The following is a 23,606-nucleotide window of genomic DNA, read 5'->3' on the forward strand; positions in this document are numbered from 1 at the left end:
ACTCGTTCGTTCACTGTACACGCGCCCCGGAACCAGGCGACGGTTTGTTACTGCCCGAGCAATTCGTCCGTGGTGACGAGGGTGATGAGCGGGTCGAGCAGGCCGAGGAGTTCGAGTGCCTTCGCGTGGGCGTCATCGGTGCCGCCAGCGCAGGCGTCGGTCACCACGATCACCTTGCGGCCAGCGTCGATGGCGCCGAGGGCGGTGCCGAGTACGCAGCAGTCGGTGGCGACGCCAGTAAGAATGAGCGGCGTCGTGATCGGCAGGCGGGCGAGTTCGTTGCCCCACTTCGAGAACATTGGGGCGTCGAGGGTGTCGGATGCGGTGAGCGAGCCGATCTCGAGCTCCCACGCTGGGTCGTCGGGCGGGAGTCGAGTGGTGGGCCAGCGGTCGTAGTACTCGCGCCAGGTGCCAACCTCGGCAGGGTCGCGCACGAAGCGGGTGAAGATGGGCGGCGTCGAGACGGCGGCCGCGAGCCGTTCGATGTTGCGCAGGGCGGCGTCGAAGCCGGCACAGCACCACACACTGTCGGGGTCTCGGAAGACCCGCTGCATGTCGATGGCAATGAGTTGTGCGTCGGCGGGAATCACGGTGCTGCCTCCGAGATCGAGTTGAAGGATGCTCTCCTATCGATTGTGCCCCGGCGCGGGCTCAGTCGGCAGTGGCTTGGTTCTGCAACTCATGGAATGCGGCGACCGAGGCCGATTCGCCTGAGGCCACGACGTGGCGGCGCGCAATGAGCTCGGCCATCAACGGGTCCTTCATCTGGATGGCGTTGACGATCTTCTCGTGCTCGCTCAGCGAGTCTTCGAGGCGACCTGGCAGCCGGATCGTCTGCTGCACGATCTGCTGGTAGGCGAGCTGGTTCATGAGCAGGTCGTAGTGCACGGAGAGCTTCTGGTTGTCGGCCCCGCGCACCAGGGTCGTATGGAAGTGATGAACGAGTTCGGAATAGGCCTGACGATCGCCCGCGGCAACCGCGTCCTTTTCTTTTTGGACATTGTCGATCAATACCTCGAGATCTTCAGTGTGGCCTCGGCGAGTAAGCAGATTGGCCGCGAGCCCTTCGAGAGATTCCTTGAGCTGAAAGAGTTCGATGACCTCGCGCTGCGTGGGCTTGCGCACAAATGTGCCGACGCGCGGGCGGATTTCGATGAGGCCTTCAATCTTCAATTGTTTAAAGGCTTCGCGAATCGGTGTGCGACTGACGTCGAGTTGTTCTGCGAGGCGAGTCTCCGCGAGGAGGTCGCCGGGCATGAACTCGCCGTTGACGATCTTCGCTCGGATGCGGTCAAGTACCGGCGCATCGTCGGGCTGCGGTGACCCCATGGCTACCTCCGTTGCATGCATGTGGCGGGCACTTATGACATTACAGGAGTGCTCTTGTATGCCACAAGCGGAGATCGAGCCCAACAATCTCGCCAAAATTGCCCGGAAAACATGCTTGACACGATGTTGTGACCTGGATACGGTCATGATGTCATGCATACAAGATGCGTCACGGTTGATCCATGTGGCGCACTTGACGAGGGGATGATGGTGACCACAATCACAGATGACCAAGTGTCGAAGACGACCGCCTCCACCACCACCGTGGAACTGATCGATTGCGCGATCACGTTCCCTGACCAAGGCTCGGGCACCTACACGGCCGTTCGAGATATTTCACTAACTGCTGAAGCGGGCAAATTCACTTCAGTTGTGGGGCCAACAGGTTCCGGTAAGTCGACAATTCTCAACATGTCGGCCGGGCTATTGAACCCAACTCAGGGCACCGTTCTGGTGAAAGGCCGCGAACTCAAGGGCCTGAATAAAGAAGCTGGATATCTCTTTCAGCAAGACGCACTGCTTCCGTGGCGTACGGCGCTCGATAACGTCGCGCTAGCGCTGAACTATCGGGGCATCTCTTCTGCCGAGGCGAAGAAGGAAGCCACAGAGTGGCTTGCTCGAGTCGGTTTGAAAGGGTTTGAGAAGCGGTTCCCCGCTCAGCTCAGCGGTGGACAGCGCCGGCGCGTATCCATGGCGCAGATGTGGATCACGAACCCAAGCCTGATCCTCATGGACGAACCGTTCTCTGCCCTGGACGTGCAAACACGCCTCGTCATGGAGGGCGAGCTGCTCAACCTGTGGTCGGCAAACCGTGCGGCCACGCTCTTTGTTACGCACGATTTGGACGAAGCCGTCGCGCTGTCGGACGAAATCATTGTGCTCAGCGCCGGTCCCGCGAGCAACATCGTTGGCCGCTTCGAAGTGCCACTTGAACGGCCCCGTGACTTGCTTGAGATCAAGCGCGACCCGGTGTTTCAGCGCATCTACAGCGAGGTCTGGGACTGCCTCAAAGAGGAAGTTATGAAGACGTACCACCTGACCGAGGGGGAGGCGGAGTAGCCATGACGCAACTCGCATCATCCACAGAAGCCCTGATCACCTCTTCGGAGAACAATACGAAGACCAAGGCCGTGCGTCCCGCGCAGCAACTGCGCGCGAAGAAGGCACGCATGCTGCTGTACCAGATCATCGTTGGCGTCATCCTGCTGGCCCTGTGGCAGCTGGGTTCGACAACGGGTGTGCTGGACACTTTCTTCTTTAGCGAACCCACGATGGTGTTCTCGCGCATCGTCGAATGGTTTGCGACGGGTTCGATCTACACCCACTTGATCGCGACGACGCAGGCGACGCTCCTCGCGTTCATCATCGGTGTTCTTGGCGGCATGGCGTTTGGCGTGTTGTTTGGCCGAGTTGACTTCCTAGCGCAGCTGTTCGACCCGTTCATCAAGATGATCAATGCCCTCCCGCGTCTGGTCCTCGCCCCGATCTTCCTGCTGTGGTTCGGCATCGGCATTGGTTCGAAGGTTGCACTCGCGGCGACGCTGGTGTTCTTCGTCGTGTTCTTCAACACCCTCGAGGGCATGCGCAGCGTGCCTCGTGTGCTGGTCAACAACTCCAAGATGCTCGGTGCCTCCGAGTGGCAGCTGCTCAAGAGCGTGTACCTGCCGAGCGCGGTGAGCTGGATTTTCTCGAGCCTGCACACGAGTGTCGGTTTCGCCATTACCGGTGCCGTGATCGGTGAGTACCTCGGCGCCTTCAGGGGTATTGGTTACGTCATTGCCCAGGCGCAGGGAACCTTCGATACGACGAGCGTGTTTGCCGGCATGGTCGTGCTCATGGTCTTCGTCTTGATCATCGAATACTTCATCACGCTGGCCGAAAAGCGCCTCCTTCGCTGGCGCGCAGTCGGCACCAACTAACAAATTCACGACGGTCTGCAAGATCTTTAGCTTTAGGAATTAGTCATGAGGAACAAACTTTCACGACTCGCCGCCGGACTTACTGTCGCCGCGTTGGGTATTGGTCTCGCAGGTTGCGCTGATAGCGGCAGCGCATCTCAAGCAAATTCCGGTGACGCAACAGTCATTGCTGTTGCCGGTCTGACCAACCTGCACAACATCCCGCTCGTACTCGCTGACGAACTCGGCTACTTCGAGGAAGAGGGCGTGAACGTCCAGCTCAGCGACCTGCAGTCGGGCACCAAGGCCCTCGAGGCCGTCGAGTCGGGCTCTGCGCCGATCGCAGCAAGCTTCTACGACCACACACTGCGTATGCAGTCGAAGGGGCGCGGCTACACCTCCTTCGTCGTGCTCTCGGACAGTCCTGGCGCTGTGCTGGCGACGCCTCCGAGCAGCTCGGGGGAAGTCACGAGTATCGCCGACCTCAAGGGGCAGCCGGTCGGTATCGCCGCTCCCGGCTCGGCGGAGCAAGCGTACTTCGAGCAGGCGCTGCAGGAAAACGGCATGGAGCTCTCGGACGTCAGCCTCGTCACCACCGGCACCGGCTCGAGCGCCGTTGCAGCCATGGAGGGTGGACAGGTCGTCGCAGGATGGATGTTCGAGCCCGCGTTCTCGCAGTTCGAGGAGCGCAACGACGGAACCGGCATCCTGATCGACACCCGCACCCATGAGGGCACGACGGAACTGTTCGGTGAAGGCGGGTACGCGGCAGAGACCCTCTACACCAAGAATGAGTGGCTTCAGGCCAACCCCGACACTGCCCAGGCAATCGTCAACGCCACCGTGCGGGCCATCAAGTGGATGCACGAGCACACTGCCGAGGAGATCGCCGAGGCAATGCCGCAGGACCTGATCGGCGACGACTTCGACAGCTACGTGGACGTGCTCGACAAGAACCTCGAGATCTACACGGACGATGGCCTGATGCCGGAGGGAGGGTACGAAGCCAACGTGCAGCTCCTGGAGTCGGCTGAGGGACTGACCGACCTACGCCCGACCGAAACGTTCACGAACGAGTACGCGGAGAAGGCAAATGAAGCCAGCGAGTAATCTGCCGTCAACGGCTCGCGCGGCGGTTGTTCGCGAGTACGGGGCACCCCTTACGCTCGAAGAAATTCGTCTGCCGTCCGAACTCGCACCTCGATCGATCCTGGTTGAAATTCTTGCTGCTTCGGTCTGCGGCACCGATGTGCACGGGTGGATGGGCGAGCTGACGATTCCGGCGTCGCTCCCGTCCGTGCCGGGCCATGAAATGGTCGGGCGGATCGTGGCGCTGGGCGAGGGCGCTGAGCGTGACTCGTTCGGCGAAGCGCTCGCCGTGGGCGACCGCGTCATTTGGACGCACGCACCCTGCGGTGCTTGCGAAGGCTGCAAGAACGCTCGCGACTCGGCGCTGTGCGAACGACCGCAAATGTATGGCTATATGAACAGCGAAGAGCAGCCCTATGGCGTTGCGGGATTCTCGGAGTACGCGGTCGTGCTGCCGAACTCGGGTCGCGTACGAGTGCCGGATGCGGTTTCGGACGAACTCGCGAGCGTTGCTGCCTGTGCTGTGCGATCTGCCGCAAATGCCGCGGAAACGCTTGGACGCACCAAGCCAAGCGACACGATTCTGGTGCAGGGCACTGGGCCGATCGGACTGTTCGTCATCGCGATGTTGTCGCGCGGCCTCTACCGCAATCTCATCGCCATCGGAGGTCCGGACGATCGCTTGGCGTTGGCCAAGCAATACGGGGCGACCGGGGTCGTGTCGGTCCAAGAGTTCAGTGGCGTGGCCGAGCGCGCCGAGGAGGTTCTCCGGCTGACGGGTGGGCGGCGCCCCACGAAGCTGCTCGAAATGTCGGGCGGTCGCAGCGCATTTTCGGAAGGTCTCGAACTCGCGGCCAAGGGTGCGCGCTATGTCCTCATGGGGCAGGTAGCCGCCTGGGAAGTACCGAGCGCTCCCGGCCGAATCACCATGAAGAACCTCGATGTCCGCGGTGCGTTCTCGGGATCCGTAACCCATTACCGCGAGGCGGTGTTGTTTCTCGAGCAAGAGGCCGAACGCTTTGATTTCGACAAGATGATTACTTCGAAGTATTCGTTGGATCAAGTCAATGACGCCCTGCTCAGCATGCGCGAGATGCGAGACATCAAGCCGGTCATTCTGATGCACCAAAACTAAGATACTGAAGGAAGTCATTGTGACGCTTACAGTCAGTAAGGCGAATAGCTATCACGACATCGCGGCGCGCCTCGGAGTGCGGACAATCACCACGACGTCCGAGGAGATTCAGGCGGACCTCGAGTGGTCCATTTCGACTCCGCTTCGACAGGCGGCGGCTGTCGCAGTCCTGAAGAATCCGTGGGCCGGAACCGAACCCCTGACGAGCCTGCAGGAGGAAACGGAGCGCATTGCGCCGGTCCTCGCCAAGGTACTCAGCGACCGGCTCCTGGACGCGCTCGGCGGCGCCGCGAATATCGAGACCTTCGGGAAAGCCGCGATCGTTGGCACCGAGGGCGAACTCGAGCACGCCGGGGCCCTCATCCACACCCCCTACTTCGGCAACCTCGTGCGCGAGTTCCTCGAGGGCACCTCGGTGCTCTGCTTCACCGACGGTCGCTCCGAGGCCGGGACTCACGTGCGCGTGCCGATGTGGCACAAGACGCACGCGACGAACCGCGACCATTACCAGTCGATCGATGTCGCGCTTCCTGACGCTCCGCATCCGGACGAAATCGCGGTGATTGCCGTAGCTTCAACCGGGCCGCGTCCGTTTGCACGCATCGGCGACCGCACCACCGACCGACCCATCGACGCCGGAATTCTGGAAGGACTTCTCGCATGAGCATCAACCCGCGCAAACTCACCACCATCGTTGAAGAGACGCTGCTCGAGGGCGGCGAAGCGGTCACCCCGATCCACCGCGTTGCGATCGTCGCGGCCGTCATTGACAACCCGTGGCACGGCCGCGGCTACGTCGCCGACCTCAACGAAGGGCTCGACGAGATCGCGTCGGCGCTTGGCGCGCTCCTCGCCCCCCGCGTCGTCGAGGCGCTCGGCGAACCCGTCGAGGCCTACGGCAAGGCCGCGATCGTCGGCACCGAGGGCGAGATCGAGCACGGCTCCGCGCTCATTCACACGCTCCAGTTCGGCGACCACTTCCGCAAGGCGACTGACGCGTCGACCCTGCTGCCGGCGGTTGAGAAGCGTGCCCCCGCGGGCACGACCTTCGACATTCCGCTCAAGCACTTCACCGACATGAAGATTCGCTCGCACCACCAGTCGGTCGAGGTGCGCATCTCGGACGCGCCCCACCCCGGCGAAATCCTCATCGCTCTCGCCGCCGCGAACCAGGGTCGCCCGAAGCAGCGCCTCGCGGCCTTCGGTACCGACTTCGACAAGAAGTAGCCATGGCCGCCCCGGTAGTGCTGCTCCACGGCGTCGGCCTGAATCGGTCGATGTGGGACAGCGTGCGCGCACGCCTCACGGCCGACGGCTGGGCCGAGACCATCGCGCTCGACCTGCCGGGCCACGGCGGCGAGCCGCCGCTGCGAGACCCGAAGACCCTGGCGGAGCTCGCTGAGGATGTGCTTCGGCGCCTCCCCGCCGAGCCAGTGCAGCTCGTCGGTTTCTCGCTCGGCGCGCTCATTGCGCAGCAGATCGCGGCGACGCAGCAGCGGCGAGTGCGCTCGCTCGTCTGCGTCAACGCGGTTTGCGAACGTAGCCCCGAGCAGGCCGAGGCGGTCGCCGGCCGGCTCGCGACGGCCCGAGAACTGTTTGCCTCATCGATCGACGCATCGATTGAGCGCTGGTACCCGGCGACCTCGGCCGTCACCGATGAGATGCGTGAGCACACTCGCGAGATGCTGCGGGCAAACGATCTCGACTCGTATCTCGTTGCTTACGAGGTGTTCGCGACGGGAGACCGCCAGGTCGCGCCGCTCCTGCCACGCATCGCGGCACCGACACTCGCAATCACGGGCGAACTCGACCCGGGCTCAACGCCAGCGATGAGCGAGCGGCTCGCCCAGCTCATCCCAAGTGCTCGGGCCGTGATCGTGCCCGACACCCGGCACATGCTGCCGGTCGAACGCGAAGATGCGTTCATTCATCACCTCGAGCTCCACCTGCGGAGCACGGAAGGATCGACCAATGGCTGACCGCTTTGGCAATTTCATCAACGGCGAGTACCGCGACCCGGCCACGGGGGAGTACCTCGCGAGCACTAACCCGGCGACCCTCGACACGCTCTACGAGCTCGCCGACAGCGACGAGCGCGATGTGGATTTGGCGGTGTCGGCCGCGCGCGCCTCGTTCGAGTCGCCCGTGTGGCGCCGCACCACCGCGACGCAGCGCGGCCACTTGCTGCGCCGTCTCGGCGACCTCATCGGTGAACACGCCGACGAGCTCGCCGAGTACGAGAGCCTTGACAACGGCAAGCTGCTGCGCGAAATGCGGGGCCAGATGCGCGGTCTGCCCGAGTACCTCTTTTACTACGGCGGTCTCGCCGACAAGATTCAGGGCGCCACGATTCCGGCCGCGTCGACCGACATCTTCAATTACACGCTGCGCGAGCCAATCGGCGTCGTCGGTGCGATCACCCCGTGGAACTCGCCGCTGACCCTGACGACCTCGAAGCTCGCGCCCGCGCTCGCGGCGGGCAACACCCTCGTCATCAAGCCGAGCGAGTACACGAGCCGCGCCATCTTGCGCTTCGCCGAGCTTGCGCTCGAGGCCGGCTTCCCCGCTGGCGTCGTCAACGTCGTCACGGGCACCGGTGTGCGCGCCGGCTCGCCGCTCGTTGACCACCCAAAGATCGCGAAGATCTCGTTCACAGGCTCGACGGGCACGGGCTCGACGATCGCGGCCAAGACCGCCGCGCGCTTCGTCACGACGACGCTCGAACTCGGTGGCAAGAGCCCGCAGATCGTGTTCGACGATGCCAACATTGAGAACGCCGCAACCGGCATCGTGGCCGGCGTTTTCGCCGCAGCGGGCCAGACCTGCATCGCCGGCAGCCGCGTATTCGCGCACAAGTCGGTCTTCGACGAGCTGCTCGAGCGGGTGACTGCCCGCGCCTCGACGATCAAGCTCGGCAACCCGCTCGACGAAACGACCGAGCTCGGTCCAATCGCCTTTGAGGGTCAGTACAACAAGGTGCGCGAGTACATCGAGGTGGGGGAGCGCGAGGGCGCGAACCTGCATTTCGGCGGTCGTCGCCCCGAGATCGACCTGCCCGGCTACTTCCTCCAGCCCACGATCTTCACTGACACGACGCGGGACATGCGCATCGTGCAGGAAGAGATCTTCGGCCCCGTGACGGCGATCATGCCCTTCGAACACGAAAATGAGGTGCTCGCGCTCGCGAACGACACGAACTACGGCCTCGCCGCGGGCGTGTGGACGCGCGATCTCAACCGCATGGTGCGACTCTCCCGCGGCATCGATGCCGGCACGATCTGGTTCAACATGTACCGGATGATGAGCCCGCAGTCGCCGCGCCAGGGCTTCAAGGACTCGGGCGTCGGCACCGAACACGGCATCGAATCGATGTACGACTACACGCGACTGAAGAGCGTCTGGATCAACACTGACGACTCGCCCGCAGCCGACCCCTTCGTCATGCGGACGAAATAGCCGAGCTTCCAGTAGCCCCCGGGATAATAGGCGGCATGGACAACCTGCTTGGAATTCCGGAGACACTGCTGCCCGAGGAGTCCGAGGTTCTCGACGACCTCGGCAACCTCCCCGACAACGAGGCGGCGACCGAGGCGATTGTTGAAAAGCATCCCGCCTCGTCGCTTGCCTGGTCGGAGCTCGCGAGCCTCGCGCTTTCGGCCGACCAGACCATCCAGGCCTACGCGTTCGCGCGGGTCGGCTACCACCGCGGGTTGGATGCGCTGCGCAAGGCGGGCTGGCGTGGGCAGGGCCCCGTGCCGTGGTCGCACGAGCCGAACCGTGGCGTGCTGCGCTGCTTCTACCTGCTGCGTGAGTCGGCCCGGGCCATTGGCGAGACGAGCGAAGTCGACCGCCTCACCGACCTGCTCAACGACGCCGATTCGAGCGCGATCGGCGCGATTGAGGCGGAGCGAGGCTAGCTCGACGTAGAGTTAAGTGTTAGCTAGCAAAGGGTAGGGAGCTCATGCCAGGCGTAGCAATCATTGGGAGTCAGTGGGGCGACGAAGGAAAGGGCAAGGCGACCGACCTTCTCGGCGGCCGCATTGACTATGTCGTCAAGTTCAACGGCGGCAACAACGCCGGGCACACGGTCGTCATCGGTGACGAGAAGTACGCCCTGCACCTGCTGCCCTCGGGCATCCTCACGCCGGGCGTCACGCCGGTGATCGGCAACGGCGTCGTCGTCGACCTCGGCGTGCTGTTCGAAGAGCTCGAGCACCTTGACGAGCGTGGCGTCGACACGTCGAAACTGCGCGTTTCGGGCAACGCCCACGTGATCCCCGAGTACAACCGCGCGCTCGACCAGGTGACCGAACGGTTCCTCGGCAAGCGCCGCATCGGCACGACCGGCCGCGGCATCGGCCCGACGTACGCCGACAAGATGACCCGAGTGGGCATCCGCATTCAGGACCTCTTCGACGAGAACATCCTGCGCCAGAAGGTTGAGGGCGCGCTCGTGCAGAAGAACGAACTGCTCGTGAAGGCGTTCAACCGCCGCGCGTTCAGCGTCGACGAAATCACCGACAACCTGCTGCAGTATGCCGACCGCCTGCGCCCCATGGTGGGCGACACCGCGCTCGAGCTGCACGAGGCACTCGACCGTAACGAGATCGTCGTGTTCGAGGCCGGCCAGGCCACGATGCTCGACATCGACCACGGCACCTATCCGTACGTGACCTCCTCGTCGGCCACGGCAGGCGGCGTTGCAACGGGTTCGGGTGTCTCACCGCGCGCGATCAATCGCATCGTCGGCATCCAGAAGGCGTACATCACCCGCGTCGGCTCGGGCCCGTTCCCGACCGAGCTCGACGACGAGGTCGGCGAGAAGTTGCGCCAGCGCGGCGGCGAGTTCGGCACCACCACGGGTCGCCCGCGCCGCACCGGCTGGTTCGACTCGGTCGTCGCCCGCTACTCGTCGCGCATCAACGGGTTCACCGACATCGTCATGACGAAGCTCGACGTGCTGTCGACCTTCGACACGATTCCCGTCTGCGTTGCCTACGACGTCGATGGCACCCGATTCGACGAGATGCCGATGTCGCAGTCCGACGTGCACCACGCCAAGCCGATCTACGAGGAGTTCCCCGGCTGGCAGGAGGACATCTCCGGCATCAAGGACTTCGCCGACCTGCCGAAGAACGCGCAGGACTACGTCAAGGCCGTCGAGGAACTCTCGGGCGCCCGCATCTCGGCGATCGGCACGGGCCCGGCCCGCGACCACATCATCGAGCTGCACAACCTGCTCGGCGACTAGCTCGAGCTAGGTGCCCAACCCCCGCAACAACCGGATGCGCAGCTCGCGCGCGGCCCGCATGTGGTCGCTCGCGAGCTGCCGCGCGAGGTCTTCGTTGCGGGCGTCGATCGCCGCGACGAGGGCCTCGTGTTCGTCGAGCGAGCTCTCCCAGCGGTCGCCGACCGAGAGCGTCGAGTGCGGCGCGTGCGTGAGGTGTAGCGCGAGGCGGTTGAGCAGGTCGACGAGCACGGGGTTGTGCGCCGCGGCCCAGATCGCGGCGTGAAACTCGAGGTTCGTCGTGAGTCGCTCGGCGTCGCTCGGCGACTCGAGCGCGCGGTCGCGGCGCACTAGCCCCTCGAGCTTCACCAGATCACCGAACTGGCGGTTCGCGGCCGCCTCCGCTGCGGCCTCACCCTCGAGCACGATGCGCACGTTGTAGGTGCCGAGGATGCGCTCGGGGTCGGGCGTCGCGACGTAGAGCGTGCGCCCCTGCCGCTCGAGCAGCCCGAGGTCGGTGAGCCGGGTCAGGGCCTCCCGCACCGGAGTGCGCGAGACCCCGAACCGCTCACCGAGCACGGCCTCCCGCAGCGGCGTGCCTGGCTCGAGCGCGCCCGTGAGGATCTCGTCGCGCAGGGCCATCATCAGGCTGTCGGGGTCGGTCGTGCTCATGTGCTCGCTTTGTGTGAGGGCGTTAGGCGATCGCGCCGGCGCGGCGACCAAACACGACGCCCGCCGCGAGGCCCGAACCACCAGGGTAATTGTTGCTGAACAGGCCGCCGAGCATCTCACCGGCAACGTAGAGGCCGGCGATCTCGTCGCCGCTCTCGCTGAGCACGCGCCCCTCGGTGTCCGCCTTCAGCCCGCCGAACGTGAAGGTGATGCCGCAGGTCACGCCGAAGGCATAGAAGGGGCCGGTCTCGAGCTCGGCCGCCCAGTTCGATTTCGGGGGTGTCGTGTCGGCGCGGCGCGCATCCTTCACCGTCGGGTCGAAGGGCTTGTCGCGATCAATCGACGCGTTGAACGACCGCACGGTCTCACCGAGCGCGGCCGGGTCGACGCCGATCTTCTCGGCGAGCTCTTCGATGGTGTCGGCCTGCTCGACCGAGATGCCGGGCATGTCGTACTCCTCGACCCGCAGCATCGGCCGCAGCTTCGCGTCGAAAATCTGCCACGCGACCGAGCCGGGCTGGCGCAGGATCTCCTTGCCGTACTTCGCGTAGGTGTAGTTGCGGAAGTCGGCGCCCTCATCGAGGAAGCGCTCGCCGTTGCGGTTGACGATGATGCCGAGCGGATAGCTCTGGCGCGTGAGGCGGTTCGTGAGCTCGCGGTTCGACTCGTTTTCGGGGAGGAAGGCATCCCACTGCACCGAGTGGCAGGTCTGCCAGTCGCCGCCGCGCCCGGCACCGAGCGCGAGCGCAGCGCGCAGCATGTCGCCCTGGTTGTAGGGCGTGCCGCGCACCTTCGCGTGCTCCCAGCCCTCGCCGAGGTACTCGCGGCGCAGCTCGGGGTTCGCCTCGAAGCCACCGGCGGTGAGGATGACCGACTCGGCCCGCAGCTCGACCTCGCCTTCTCCGGTGGTCACGCGAACGCCGACGACGCGGTCGCCCTCGGTGAGTAGCTCGCTCGCCCGGTGGCCGTAGCGAATGTCGATGCCCGATTCCTGCGCAACCCGGGTGTGGTCGGCGATGAGGCCCTCGCCGCCGCCGACGTTGCCGACGTGCAGCCCGCCCCAGAAGAGGTACGAGCCGTCGGGGCGCTCATAGGCCTGGCGCTCGTACATGAGGCGGTACTTCAGGCCCTTGCCCTGCAGCCAGCGCAGCGTCGGGGTGACCTCGCTCACGAGCACCTCGGTGAGCTCGGGGTCGTTGCGCCCCTCGGTGACCTTCTCGAGGTCGGCGCGGTACTCGTCGGCGGTGTACGGCGGCACGACGGTGGTCGCCCAGCGTTCGTCGGGCTCGAGCCACTCGCGCAGCTCGTCGAGGCCGGAGTGGGTGATGCGGGTGGCGCCGGCGGTGTAAAAGCTGTTACCACCGGCCATGTCGGCCGCTCCGGCCTCGAGCAGGATGACGCGTCGGCCGCGCTCGGCGGCGGCGTGGGCCGCGGTGAATCCGGCGTTGCCGCCGCCAACGATGATGACGTCGGTGTCGAGGGGAGCTGCGGGCATGATGACCTCCATCGGGTTTCGGTATACCCAGGTATACCCGAATGCCGACGTGACGCGCAAGGAGTGTTAGTCGCGCCGGCCAGACCACCGATACTCGTGCTGCGGCCGGCCGGTGTCGCCGTAGCGCGGCTGCATCTCGACGAGCCCTTCGTGCACGAGCAGCTGCAGGTACCGCCGCGCGCTCACCCGCGAGAGTCCGGTGTGCTCGGCGAGTTCGTTCGCGGTCACGGGCGCGGGCTGCTGGCGCAGCGACGCGATCACCCGGTCGCGGCTCGCGGCGCTGAGTCCTTTCGGCGTCGCGCTCGGGGCGGGATGCGCGCCGGTCGCGAGCAGCGCATCCACCTGCGCCTGCGAGATCTCGCCGCGCTCGCGCATCCGCGCCCGCTGCTGCGCCCAGGCGGCGTAGGTCTGCAGCCGCGCGGTGAACGCGTCGCGCGTGAACGGCTTGAGCAGAAAGTCGACGACGCCGAGCTCGCCCGCCTGCTCGACGAGCTCGGGCTCGTGCGCCGCGCTCACCATGAGCACGTCGACGCGCAGGCCGGCATCGGCCCGGATGCGCCGGAGCAGGTCGAGCCCGCTCGTGTCGGGCAGGTAGAGGTCGAGCAGCAGCAGGTCGACTTCGCCCTGGCGCAGCCGGCCGAGCGCAGCCGCCGCCGTGAGCTCGCTGCCGACGAGCGTGAAGCCCGGCAGCTGCTCGAGAAACGTGCCGTGCAGCCGACCGACCGCGAAGTCGTCGTCGACGATGAGGGTGCGAATGTCGGTCACTGCGGGGCTCCTACGCCGGATGCGGTGTCGGGGGAGTCGAGCGGAAGGTCGGCCTCGACCTGGGCACCGCCGAGTTCGGAGACGCCGAAGCGCAGCTCGCCGCCACGCTCGCGCACGACCTCCTGCACCGAGAACAGGCCGATGCCGTGCCGCTCGGGCTCGTCGAGCTTCGTGGTGATGCCGCCGGTGGTGAGCACCTCGGGCGAGGCCGCGAAGCCCGGGCCGTCGTCTTCGACCACGATTTCGAGCAAGCCCGTGCCGGGCTCGGCGAGCAGCGTGAGCCGCACCGTGCCGCCGAAGCCCGTCGCCTCGACGGCGTTGGTGAGGAGGTTCGCGACGACGAGCAGATCGTCGGTGGTCACAGTGACGCCGGCGGGCACGTGTGAGTCATCGTCGAGCTCGAGCGTGACGTGCTCGCGCGACGCCGCCGCGGCGTGGGCCGAGACGAGCGCGGCGAGCAGCGCCGGCTCGAGCGCGGTGAGGTCGAGTTCGGATGCGGCGTTCGGGTCGAGCTCGTTCGGCTGCTCCTCGAGGTAGGCGCGCGCCTGCTCGTACTCGCCGAGCTCGAGCAGCCCCGAGAGCACGTGCATCCGGTTCTCGAACTCGTGCGCCTCGATGCGCAGCAGCTGTGCCTGTTCGCGCTGGCGCTCGAGGCGGGCGATCGCGTCGTCGAGCTGCGAGCGGTCGCGCATCGCGAGCATCCGCCCGATCGCCCGGCCGTCGGCCCAGGTCGCGGCCGCGTGCACGTAGACGCTGCCGCTCGGCAGGTGCACGAGCTGCAGATCCTCGGGCGGATGCTCGGCCTCGAGTAGCTGCGCGAGCTCCTCGGGCAGGGCGTCGAGCCCCGCGCCCTCGAGCTCACCCTCGGACGCGACCCCGAGCATCCGCGCCGCCTCGCGGTTCACGAGCTGCACGCGGCCGTCGGCATCGGTCGCGATGACGCCCTCCTCCGTGCTCTCCATGACCGCGCGGTGGGCCTGCAGCAGCTGCGCGAGCTGATCGGGCTCGACGCCGTAGAGCTTGCGGCGCAGCCACTTCGACACGAACCACGCGAGCACGGCGCCCGCGATGATCGCGAGCAGCGACACCGCGGCGAGCGGCACGACCTGCATGAGCGCGTCGTCGCGAATCTCGCTCACGAGCTCGCCGACCGAGAGCGTGCCGACGACTTCGCCCGACTCGGTGCGAATCGGCACCTTGACGCGGTAGGTGATGCCCTGCGTGCCCTCCTCGACGCCGGCGAAGGTCTCGCCGCGGCGGATCGCCGAGTGGTCGGACGAGACGGGCTCGCCGACCTCCGACGGGTCGACGTGGGCGACGCGGATGTTGTCCATGCCGACGACGGTGATGTAGCGGAAATCGCTCGACGACATCGCGGCGTCGACGATCGGCTGAATCTCGGCGTGCGCGTTCGGCCCCTGCATCGCGTCGATCACCGACGGCAGGTGGCTCAGGGTGAGCGCCTGCCCGTAGATGCGCTGCTCGGTCGCCTCCTGATTCGCCGCCACCGAGCGCACGACGCCGACGACCGCAACGATGACGACGACCGCGATGATGATCGCCATCTGCACGGCAAACAGCGCGCCGCTGAGGCGCCGAGGCGAGCGAGTACGCGTCATTGCAGAGTCTTTCTCGGAGTGGCGCACCCATCATGCCTCGCCCTGACCGAAATGACCAAAAGTTCCGATACTTGCCGAAACGGCGGCCTGGCCCGCCCACCTGCCTAGCGTGTTCGTGAGTCTGGCCGCCCGCGCCGACTCGCTGATGCAAGCAGGACAACGGAGTTCAGATGGCAAAAGTCATGCGCAATCTCATTTTTGGGGTGGTGGTCGCGCTCGTCGCCGGATTCGCGTTCGCAAACGCGATTTCCACCGCATCCAACTCAACCGTGCGCTCGAAGATCACGATCATGGCCCCCGCCGCGCCCGGCGGTGGTTGGGACGGCTTCGCCCGCACCGCCCAGCAGACCCTGCGCGGCGACAGCATCGTCGCGAACGCGCAGGTCGTCAACGTGCCCGGCGCGAGCGGCACGATCGGGCTCTCGCAGTGCGTGCAGATGGAGGGCCACGCCGACTACCTCATGGTCACGGGCGGCGTCATGATCGGCGGCATCGCGGTGTCGAAGCCGAACGAAACCCTCGCCGACGTCACGCCGATCGCGCGCATCGCCGACGACTACGCGGCGATCGTCGTGCCCGCCGACAGCGAGATTCAAGACCTCGACGACTTCATCGAGGCGTGGAAGGCCGAACCGACGGGCTTCTCGTTCGCGGGCGGCTCGCTCGGCTCGATCGAGCACCTCGTCACCGCGATGCTCGCGGGCGAGGTCGGCATCAACCCCTCCGACGTCAACTACATCGCCTACTCGGGCGGTGGGGATGCGCTGAGCGCGATGCTCTCGCACACCACCACCGCGGGTGCCTCGGGCTACAACGAGGTCGCCGCGCAGGTCGAGGCGGGCGAGCTACGGCTCATCGCGATCTCGGCGCCGGAGCCGGTCGAGGGCGTCGACGCCCCGACCCTCGTCGAGGCGGGCTACAACGTCGAGATGACGAACTGGCGCGGCTTCGTCGCCCCGCCGGGCATCACCGACGCGGAGCAGCAGGAGCTCGTCGACATCGTCACCGAGATGCGCGACTCGCCCGAGTGGCAGGAGGCCCTCGTGCGCAATAGCTGGACCGACACGTTCCTCACCGGCCCCGAGTTTGAGGAATTCATCGACCAGCAACAACAAGAGGTCAACGCGATCGTCGAGGAGCTCGGACTATGACCGCCACCACCACCCGCGACCGCACCCAGTCGCGACCCCGCACCATCCGATGGGGCGATGTCATCATCTCGGTGATCGGCCTCGCCATCGCGGCCGTGCTGTTCTACGGCGCCGCCACCATGGAGGTGCGCGGCCAGGCCGTGCCCGGCCCCGAGTTCTTCCCCGTGCTCGTGGGCATCCTGCTCACCGCCGTGAGCGGCTACCTGCTCGTGCGCGCGATCATTCCGCGCAAGCGCACCGAGGAACACACCGCGCTGCGCCCCGACGTCTCGAGCGAAATGCTCACCGACGTCGGTAACGCGAACACCCAGGTCATCGCCCTCGAGCAGGAACACGAGCACGAGGCCCCCGCCGATGACGACGATGCGCCGACGCACGACATTAACTGGCGCGCGACCGGCGTCACGATCGGCGCCGTGCTCGGCTTCATCCTGCTGCTGCCGCTGCTCGGCTGGGTCATCACCGCCGCGCTGCTCTTCGGCGCGGTCACGATCGGCTTCGGCTCGAAGCGCATCTGGTTCAACCTCGGCGTCGGCCTGCTCATCAGCTCGATCGTGCAGCTCGTCTTTAGCGGCCTGCTCGGGCTCACGCTGCCCGCCGGGTTCCTCGGAGGGATCTTCTAATGGAACAGCTCGAACTGCTCATGCAGGGGTTCGCCGCGGCGATCACCCCCATCAACATGCTCTGGGTGCTGCTCGGCGCCATCATGGGCACCGCGGTCGGCGTGCTGCCCGGCCTCGGCTCATCCATGGCCGTGGCGCTGCTGCTGCCGATCACCTTCTCGCTCGACCCGACGGCCGCGCTCATCATGTTCGCTGGCATCTACTTCGGTGGCATGTTCGGTGACTCGACCGCCGCGATCCTGCTCAACACCCCCGGTCAATCGTCGGCGATCGCCTCGACCTTCGAGGGTCATAAGCTCGCGCTCAACGGCCGGGCCGGCCAGGCGCTCGCGACCGCCGCGATCGGCGCCTTCATCGGCGGCCTGCTCGCGACGCTGCTCACGGTGTTCATGATGCCCGTGCTCATGCGCCTCGCGACGATGTTCGGCCCCGCCGAGTACTTCGCGCTCGCGGTGTTCGCGTTCCTCGCCGTGTCATCGGTCGTGTCGGAGTCGGTGGTCAAAGGCCTCATCGCCCTCGGCATCGGCCTCGCGCTCACCTTCATCGGCATCGACGGCCCCTCGGGCACCGAGCGCTACACCTTCGGCACGCCCGAGCTGCTCGACGGTTTCTCGATCGTCGTCATCACGGTGGGTCTGCTCGCGCTCGGCGAGGTGTTCGACCAAGCGTCGAAGGTCGGCACTGAGGCCGTCGTCAAGCCCATCCAGCAGCGCCGCGCGATGCTCGGGTGGAAGGACTTTCGCTACGCCCTGCCCGCCTGGCTGCGCGGCACCGCCTTCGGCCTGCCCTTCGGCATCGTGCCGGCCGGCGGCTCCGAGGTGCCGACGTTCCTCGCGTACGGCACCGAGAAGTCGCTCGCGAAGCGTCGCGGTGACAAGGAGTTCGGCACGACCGGTTCGCTGCGCGGCCTCGCCGCACCGGAGGCCGCGGGGAACGCGACCACCGGTACGGCGATGGGCACGCTGCTTGCACTGGGCCTGCCGGTTTCGTCGACCGCCGCGATCATCCTCGCCGCGTTCCAGCAGTTCGGCCTCCAGCCCGGCCCGCTGCTGCTCACGAACAACGCCGATCTCGTGTGGACGCTGCTCGCCTCGCTGCTCATCGGCCTGCTCGTGCTGCTGTTCATCAACATGTCGCTCGCCGGTGTGTGGGCGAAGCTGCTCAGCGTGCCGAACCACTACCTCTACGCCGGCATTACCGTGCTCGCCGTGCTCGGCGTCTACGCCGTGGGCTCGTCGATGTCTGACCTCTGGATCCTGTTCGTCATCGGCGTGCTGGGCCTCATCATGCGCCGGTACCGCGTGCCGCTCGCGCCGGTCATGATCGCCGTCGTACTGGGCCCGCTCGCCGAGACCGAACTGCGCCGTGCGCTCGCGGTGTCGGAGGGCGACGTCGCGGTGCTCTGGAGCTCGCCGTTCACGATCGGCCTCTACCTCGTGCTCGCCGCGGCGCTCGTCATCTCGGGCGTGCAGCACCTGCGGCACCGCCGCAAGGCGAAGCTCGAGGCGCAGACCGTCGCCGTGCGCATCCCCGAGCACCTCGACACGAAGTAACGAACGGATGCGGTGGGGTGGTGACGCGCGTAGGCTAATGAACGTCGTTCACCACCCCAATGTCGAGGAAGTTCCATGACCACCCCACCCGTCACCTTTGTTCTTGCCGGCTCGGAAGCCACCGGTGGTGCGGGTGTGCAGGCCGACCTGCGCACGCTGCAGCAGCTTGGCGTCTATGGCGCCGCCGCCCTCACCTGCATCGTCTCGTTTGACCCGAAGGACGGCTGGAACCACCGTTTCGTGCCGATCGACCCGCAGGTGCTGCGCGACCAGGCCGAGGCCATCCTCGCCGACTGGCAGCCCGCATCCGTGAAGATCGGCATGCTCGGCACCGTGCCGACCATCGAGACCACGCGCGACATCCTCACCGCGGCGAAGCTGCCGAACATCGTCTGCGACCCCGTGCTCATCTGCAAGGGCCAGGAGCCCGGCGCGGCGCTCGACATCGACAACGCGCTGCGCGCCGAGATCCTTCCGATCGTCGACGTGATCACCCCGAACTACTTCGAGACTTGCACGCTCGCGGGCGTCGACGAGATCGACTCCGTCGCGGGCCTCGGCGACGCCGCGAAGAAGATCTCCGAGCTCGGCACGAAGGCCGTGCTCGTCAAGGGCGGCCTCGCGACCCCCGGCGACAACGCCGTCGACGTGCTCTGGGACGGCTCGGAGCTCGTCGAGTACTCGCGCCCGAAGGTCGGCACGGCCGGCGTCTCGGGTGCCGGCGACTCGCTCGCGACCGCCGTCTCGGCGGGTCTCGCGCAGGGCAAGTCGCTCCACGACGCGGTCGATGCCGCGAAGGACTTCGTCACCGCAGGCATCCAACGCGCGATCTCGGCGAACACCCCGTTCGACGTCGTCTGGCAGGGCGAGTAGCCATGCAGCTGCCGGAGCGCGACACCGTTCTCGAGGGAACGCGCGTGCGCCTCGAGCCGATCGACCAGGCCGGGCTCGAGGAGCTGGCGCCCGCCCTGTGGCGCGAAGAGGTCTTCGCGGGCGGCTTCGGCGGCGGCGTCGCGGCGTTCCGCAACCACGACTCGTTCGCCGAGTGGTTCGACGGCTACCGCCCGAGCGGCGACGAGTCGCGCACCTACCTCGTGCGCTTCGACGGCCGCGCGGTCGGCACGACCTCGTTCTACAACGCCGACTACCGGCGCGAATCGGTGACGATCGGCTACACCGCGTACAGCCCCGAGGTGTGGGGCACGACCGTGAACCCCGAGGCGAAGCGGGCCATGCTCGCGGCGGCGTTCGACGGTGGCGCCCACCGCGTCGTGTTCGAGGTCGACAACCTCAACGACCGTTCGCGGGCGGCCGTGACGAAGCTCGGGGCGCACCTCGACGGCATCCTCCGCGAGGACCGCCCGCGCGCCGACGGCTCGAAGCGGTCGACGGTCGTGTTCTCGATTCTTGAGCAGGAGTGGCCCGAGGTTCGGGCCGGCCTTGACGCGCGCGTGGGAGACTAGCGACATGAACCGTGCTGAACTCGCCAAGTACATCGACCACACGCTGCTCGCCACCGACGCGACGAACGACGACGTCATCGCGCTCTACCGCGAGGCCGCCGAACTCGGCACCTTCTCGATCTGCGTCTCGCCGAACATGCTGCCCGTCGGCGGCGCCTGGTCGGCCGGCCTCGACCCCGACGTCGAGACCGAGATGGCGGATGCTGCGGGCCCGAAGATCTGCACCGTCGTCGGCTTCCCCTCGGGCAAGCACCACTCGAACATCAAGGCCGTCGAGGCCGCGAAGGCCGTGACCGAAGGCGCTGACGAGATCGACATGGTCATCGACATCGGGCAGCTCAAGGCGGGCAACCCCGAGCTCGTGAAGGCCGACATCGAGGCCGTGCGCCGGGCCGTGCCCGCACCGACCCTGCTCAAGGTGATCATCGAATCGGCCGCGCTCACCGACGCCGAGATCGTCGCCGCGTGCCAGGCTGCCGAGGCCGCGGGCGCCGACTTCGTGAAGACGTCGACCGGCTTCCACAAGGCCGGCGGCGCTTCGGTCGAGGCCGTGCGCCTCATGCGCGCCACCGTCGGCGACCGCCTCGGTGTGAAGGCCTCGGGCGGCGTGCGCACGTACGACGACGCGCTCAAGATGATCGAGGCCGGCGCCTCGCGCCTCGGCATGTCGTCGTCGGCGCAAGTGCTCGCCGACGCGCCGACCGAGTAGCTGGCAGATGCCGATACCATCGTGAGCATGGTGTCAGCAGCGCAGCAACAACAGGCCCTCGAAGAGCTCGGGCGCATCCGCAAGTCGATCGACAACATCGACTCGGCGCTCATTTCGATCCTCGCCGAACGCTTCCGCTGCACGCAGCAGGTGGGCGAACTCAAGGCCGCGAACGAGCTGCCCGCGAGCGACCCCGCCCGCGAGCAGCAGCAGGTCGCGCGCCTGCGCCAGCTCGCGCACGACGCCGACCTCGACCCCGAGTTCGCCGAGAAGTTCCTCGGCTTCATCATCGCGGAGGTCATCCGGCATCATGAGCGGATCGCCGCCGAGAGCAACTAGCCGTGCGCGCATCTGTGCGGCGGGCGGCCGCGTCGCTGCCCGCGCCCTGCGGGGTCATCGATCTCGAGGCCTTCGACCGCAATATTTTGGCGATGGCGCAGCGCGCAGGCGGCGTGCCCATCCGCGTCGCGTCGAAATCCTTGCGCACCCGGGCCGCGCTCGAGCGCGTCCTCGAGCATCCGGGCTTTCGCGGCATCCTTGCCTTCACGCTGCCCGAGGCGATCATGCTCGCGCGCGACGGGCACGAGGATGTTGTGCTCGGCTATCCGACGACGAACCGGGATGCGCTACGCGAGTTGCGCTCGGACGCGCAGCTGCGTGAGCGCATCACGCTCATGATCGACGCGGTGGAGCACCTCGACTTCTTTGACGCCGTCGCGCCTGGGCCGGGCGTGCTTCGCGTCGCGATGGAGGGCGATGTGAGCTGGTGGCCGGCGAAGCCCCTGCTGCGCGGCCACCTGCACTACGGCGTCTTCCGCTCGAGCATCCGCGAGGCCGCGCAGGCGGCCGCCTTCGCCCGCACGGTGAATGCGCGGAAGGGAGTGCGGCTCGTCGGCATGATGGCGTACGAGTCGCAGGTCGCGGGCCTCCCGGATGCGGCGCACACCCCACGCGGCGTCGCGATCCGGGTGATTCGGCAGCAGTCGCTGGCGGATGTGCCGCGGCGCCGCGGCGAGATGGTCGAGGCCGTGCGTGACGTCGCCGGCGAGCTCGAGTTCGTGAACGGCGGCGGCACGGGCTCGCTCGAGTCGACCTCGGCCGACCCCTCGGTGACCGAGATCGCCGCTGGCAGCGGCTTCTTTTCGCCCGCCTCGTTCGACAGATTCCGTGGGTTCCAGCACGAGGCGGCTGCGTTTTTTGGCCTCGATGTCGTGCGCAAGCCGACCGCCGAGATCGTGACCTTGCACGGCGGCGGCTGGAGCGCATCCGGCAAGCCCGGGGCCGACCGCCTGCCCGTCATCGACTGGCCGCGGGGGCTGCACTACCTGCACGAGGAGGGCGCCGGTGAGGTGCAGACGCCCATCACCGGCCACGCGGCCCGCGGGCTCGAAATTGGAGATCGTGTATGGCTGCGGCACGTAAAAGCTGGCGAACTCGCTGAACGCATCACGGATTTCGCCGTGGTAAAGGGTGGAATAATCGAACAGTTCTGGAAGACGTATCGAGGAGAGGGATTCGCGTACCTATGAGCGCTGACGAGACCGCGAAGCCGAAGCGTCGACCCAACGCGTGGCGCAACTGGTCGGGTGGCGTCACCGAGACCTCGACCCTCGTCGCCGGGCCGACCAGCGAGACGGCAGTCAAGGCGCTTGTCATCGGGGCATCGGGCTCGGGCCTGAAGATCAAGTCGGTCGGCTCGGGGCACTCGTTCAACGACATCGCGACGACCGAGGGCCTGCGCCTGCACTTCGACGACTACCGCGGGCTCGTGTCGGTGAACCCCGACACGAACGTCGCGACCTTCCGCGCCGGCACGAAGCTGCACGAGCTGCCGAAGCTGCTCGGCCCGTACAACCTCGCGCTCGCGAACCAGGGCGACATCGACGCGCAGACGATCGCCGGTGCGATCTCGACCGGCACGCATGGCACCGGCCTCGGCTTTTCGGGCCTCGCGGAGATGGTGAAGTCGCTGCGCATGGTGCTCGCCGACGGCTCGATCGTCTACTGCGACGAGCGCACGCACCCCGACCTGTTCGAGTTCGCGCGCCTCGGCCTCGGCGCGCTCGGCGTCGTGCTCGAGGTGGGCATTCAGTGCGTGCCCGCGTTCCGCGTCGCCGCAAGCGAAGACGCCCTGCCGATGGACGAGGTCGTCGAGAGCTTCATCGAGCGCGCCCGCTCGAACGACCACGTCGAGTTCTTCTGGTTTCCGCACGCCGACTCGGCGCTCGTGAAGACGAACCGCCGCCTCGCACCGGGCGAGGAGCCCGATGAGTCGTTCGCCCCGCAGACCGCGCTCGCGAAGTTCGTCGACGAGGAGGTCGTGCAGAACTGGGCGCACCAGCTCGTCGCGTCGCTCGGCTCGGTCGTGCCCGGCGTCGTACCGAAGATCAACCAGTTCTCGGCGTCGCTGATGGGCCGCCGCCACTACGTCGACGACTCGCACGGCGTGTTCGTGAGCCAGCGGCGCGTGCGCTTCAACGAGATGGAGTACGCCGTGCCGCTCGAGGACGGCCCCGAGGTCGTCCGCGAGATTCAGCAGCTCATCGACGCGAACGACTGGAATGTCTCGTTCCCGATCGAGGTGCGTTGCGCCGGCGCCGACGAGGTGCCGCTGTCGACCGCTTACCAGCGCGAGTCGATGTACATCTCGGTGCACCAGTACGTGCGCGAGCCGCACCTCGAGTTCTTCGGCGCCGTCGAAGAGGTGCTCCAGGCCGCGGCCGGCCGCCCGCACTGGGGCAAGCTGCACACGCTGCGCCACGACGAACTGCGCGAGCTCTACCCACGCTTCGATGATTTCGTCGCCCTGCGCAACGACGTCGATCCGAACCGCGTCTTCGCGAACCAATACCTGACCCGCACGTTGGGGGAGTAGGGG

Annotated in this window: 25 protein-coding genes; 19 read left to right on the top strand and 6 right to left on the bottom strand. The window is 66.7% G+C overall.

The window, feature by feature from the left end; genetic code table 11:
- Positions 1 to 47: 47 nt before the first annotated feature.
- Complete coding sequence (locus M3M28_RS00090) at positions 48 to 590, bottom strand: cysteine hydrolase family protein (RefSeq protein WP_249386830.1); 543 nt, start codon at positions 588 to 590, stop codon at positions 48 to 50.
- Between the two features lie 61 nt (positions 591 to 651).
- The gene (locus M3M28_RS00095) at positions 652 to 1,476 is read right to left on the bottom strand and encodes a GntR family transcriptional regulator (RefSeq protein WP_249386831.1); all 825 of its coding nucleotides are present in this window, start codon (positions 1,474 to 1,476) and stop codon (positions 652 to 654) included.
- Between the two features lie 87 nt (positions 1,477 to 1,563).
- Here M3M28_RS00095 and M3M28_RS00100 point away from each other — a divergent pair, with 87 nt between their 5' ends.
- The 10 genes from M3M28_RS00100 to M3M28_RS00145 are packed head-to-tail and all read left to right on the top strand — an operon-like array spanning position 1,564 to position 10,702.
- A complete protein-coding gene (locus M3M28_RS00100) occupies positions 1,564 to 2,388 on the top strand; it encodes an ABC transporter ATP-binding protein (RefSeq protein WP_249386832.1) in 825 nt (274 codons plus the stop codon).
- 2 nt (positions 2,389 to 2,390) lie between these two features.
- Positions 2,391 to 3,248 carry an ABC transporter permease gene (locus M3M28_RS00105; RefSeq protein ID WP_249386833.1) on the top strand — a complete coding sequence of 286 codons (858 nt, stop codon included), beginning with the start codon at positions 2,391 to 2,393 and terminating at the stop codon, positions 3,246 to 3,248.
- A 45-nt stretch (positions 3,249 to 3,293) separates the two neighbouring features.
- Complete coding sequence (locus M3M28_RS00110; RefSeq protein ID WP_249386834.1) at positions 3,294 to 4,337, top strand: ABC transporter substrate-binding protein; 1,044 nt, start codon at positions 3,294 to 3,296, stop codon at positions 4,335 to 4,337.
- Positions 4,321 to 5,451, top strand: coding sequence for a zinc-binding dehydrogenase (locus M3M28_RS00115; protein WP_249386835.1), 1,131 nt, complete (start codon positions 4,321 to 4,323; stop codon positions 5,449 to 5,451). Before M3M28_RS00110 ends, M3M28_RS00115 begins: the two co-directional genes overlap by 17 nt.
- 19 nt (positions 5,452 to 5,470) lie before the next feature.
- On the top strand, positions 5,471 to 6,115 hold the full coding sequence (locus M3M28_RS00120; RefSeq protein ID WP_249386836.1) for an amino acid synthesis family protein: 645 nt from the start codon (positions 5,471 to 5,473) through the stop codon (positions 6,113 to 6,115).
- The gene (locus tag M3M28_RS00125) at positions 6,112 to 6,678 is read left to right on the top strand and encodes an amino acid synthesis family protein (protein ID WP_249386837.1); all 567 of its coding nucleotides are present in this window, start codon (positions 6,112 to 6,114) and stop codon (positions 6,676 to 6,678) included. Before M3M28_RS00120 ends, M3M28_RS00125 begins: the two co-directional genes overlap by 4 nt.
- Positions 6,679 to 6,680: 2 nt before the next feature.
- Positions 6,681 to 7,430, top strand: a complete 750-nt coding sequence (locus M3M28_RS00130) for an alpha/beta fold hydrolase (RefSeq protein ID WP_249386838.1) — start codon at positions 6,681 to 6,683, stop codon at positions 7,428 to 7,430.
- Positions 7,423 to 8,907, top strand: a complete 1,485-nt coding sequence (locus M3M28_RS00135) for an aldehyde dehydrogenase (RefSeq protein WP_249386839.1) — start codon at positions 7,423 to 7,425, stop codon at positions 8,905 to 8,907. Before M3M28_RS00130 ends, M3M28_RS00135 begins: the two co-directional genes overlap by 8 nt.
- 35 nt (positions 8,908 to 8,942) lie before the next feature.
- The gene (locus M3M28_RS00140; protein ID WP_249386840.1) at positions 8,943 to 9,368 is read left to right on the top strand and encodes a DUF3151 domain-containing protein; all 426 of its coding nucleotides are present in this window, start codon (positions 8,943 to 8,945) and stop codon (positions 9,366 to 9,368) included.
- A gap of 44 nt (positions 9,369 to 9,412) precedes the next feature.
- Positions 9,413 to 10,702, top strand: a complete 1,290-nt coding sequence (locus M3M28_RS00145; RefSeq protein WP_249386841.1) for an adenylosuccinate synthase — start codon at positions 9,413 to 9,415, stop codon at positions 10,700 to 10,702.
- 6 nt (positions 10,703 to 10,708) lie between these two features.
- On the opposite strand, the gene M3M28_RS00150 is transcribed toward M3M28_RS00145, so the two are convergent.
- The 4 genes from M3M28_RS00150 to M3M28_RS00165 form a co-directional block, all read right to left on the bottom strand.
- Complete coding sequence (locus tag M3M28_RS00150; RefSeq protein ID WP_249386842.1) at positions 10,709 to 11,350, bottom strand: GntR family transcriptional regulator; 642 nt, start codon at positions 11,348 to 11,350, stop codon at positions 10,709 to 10,711.
- A gap of 22 nt (positions 11,351 to 11,372) precedes the next feature.
- Positions 11,373 to 12,845, bottom strand: a complete 1,473-nt coding sequence (gene tcuA / locus M3M28_RS00155; RefSeq protein ID WP_249386843.1) for an FAD-dependent tricarballylate dehydrogenase TcuA — start codon at positions 12,843 to 12,845, stop codon at positions 11,373 to 11,375.
- 66 nt (positions 12,846 to 12,911) lie between these two features.
- The gene (locus tag M3M28_RS00160; RefSeq protein WP_249386844.1) at positions 12,912 to 13,610 is read right to left on the bottom strand and encodes a response regulator; all 699 of its coding nucleotides are present in this window, start codon (positions 13,608 to 13,610) and stop codon (positions 12,912 to 12,914) included.
- Positions 13,607 to 15,229 carry an ATP-binding protein gene (locus M3M28_RS00165; protein WP_249386845.1) on the bottom strand — a complete coding sequence of 541 codons (1,623 nt, stop codon included), beginning with the start codon at positions 15,227 to 15,229 and terminating at the stop codon, positions 13,607 to 13,609. Before M3M28_RS00165 ends, M3M28_RS00160 begins: the two co-directional genes overlap by 4 nt.
- Before the next feature lie 182 nt (positions 15,230 to 15,411).
- On the opposite strand from M3M28_RS00165, the gene M3M28_RS00170 reads away from it, so the two are divergent.
- The 9 genes from M3M28_RS00170 to M3M28_RS00210 all read left to right on the top strand — a co-directional run bounded on the left by M3M28_RS00170 (position 15,412) and on the right by M3M28_RS00210 (position 23,603).
- Positions 15,412 to 16,380: a Bug family tripartite tricarboxylate transporter substrate binding protein gene (locus M3M28_RS00170; RefSeq protein WP_249386846.1), complete on the top strand. Its 969-nt coding sequence runs from the start codon at positions 15,412 to 15,414 to the stop codon at positions 16,378 to 16,380.
- Positions 16,377 to 17,003 carry a tripartite tricarboxylate transporter TctB family protein gene (locus tag M3M28_RS00175; protein WP_249386847.1) on the top strand — a complete coding sequence of 209 codons (627 nt, stop codon included), beginning with the start codon at positions 16,377 to 16,379 and terminating at the stop codon, positions 17,001 to 17,003. The genes M3M28_RS00170 and M3M28_RS00175 overlap by 4 nt, the downstream gene beginning before the upstream one ends.
- Positions 17,003 to 18,556 carry a tripartite tricarboxylate transporter permease gene (locus tag M3M28_RS00180; protein WP_249386848.1) on the top strand — a complete coding sequence of 518 codons (1,554 nt, stop codon included), beginning with the start codon at positions 17,003 to 17,005 and terminating at the stop codon, positions 18,554 to 18,556. The genes M3M28_RS00175 and M3M28_RS00180 overlap by 1 nt, the downstream gene beginning before the upstream one ends.
- 75 nt (positions 18,557 to 18,631) lie before the next feature.
- Entirely contained in the window at positions 18,632 to 19,429 is a 798-nt protein-coding gene (locus M3M28_RS00185) for a PfkB family carbohydrate kinase (RefSeq protein ID WP_249386849.1), read from the top strand.
- Between the two features lie 2 nt (positions 19,430 to 19,431).
- The gene (locus tag M3M28_RS00190; RefSeq protein ID WP_249386850.1) at positions 19,432 to 20,019 is read left to right on the top strand and encodes a GNAT family N-acetyltransferase; all 588 of its coding nucleotides are present in this window, start codon (positions 19,432 to 19,434) and stop codon (positions 20,017 to 20,019) included.
- A gap of 4 nt (positions 20,020 to 20,023) precedes the next feature.
- Complete coding sequence (gene deoC, locus M3M28_RS00195) at positions 20,024 to 20,728, top strand: deoxyribose-phosphate aldolase (RefSeq protein ID WP_249386851.1); 705 nt, start codon at positions 20,024 to 20,026, stop codon at positions 20,726 to 20,728.
- A 27-nt stretch (positions 20,729 to 20,755) separates the two neighbouring features.
- A complete protein-coding gene (locus M3M28_RS00200; protein WP_125107527.1) occupies positions 20,756 to 21,067 on the top strand; it encodes a chorismate mutase in 312 nt (103 codons plus the stop codon).
- Between the two features lie 2 nt (positions 21,068 to 21,069).
- Entirely contained in the window at positions 21,070 to 22,257 is a 1,188-nt protein-coding gene (locus tag M3M28_RS00205; RefSeq protein ID WP_249386852.1) for an alanine racemase, read from the top strand.
- On the top strand, positions 22,254 to 23,603 hold the full coding sequence (locus M3M28_RS00210; RefSeq protein ID WP_249386853.1) for a D-arabinono-1,4-lactone oxidase: 1,350 nt from the start codon (positions 22,254 to 22,256) through the stop codon (positions 23,601 to 23,603). Before M3M28_RS00205 ends, M3M28_RS00210 begins: the two co-directional genes overlap by 4 nt.
- Positions 23,604 to 23,606 lie beyond the last annotated feature (3 nt).

The organism is Gulosibacter sediminis (assembly GCF_023370115.1).
In the GTDB taxonomy this organism is placed as follows: Bacteria; Actinomycetota; Actinomycetes; order Actinomycetales; family Microbacteriaceae; genus Gulosibacter; species Gulosibacter sediminis_A.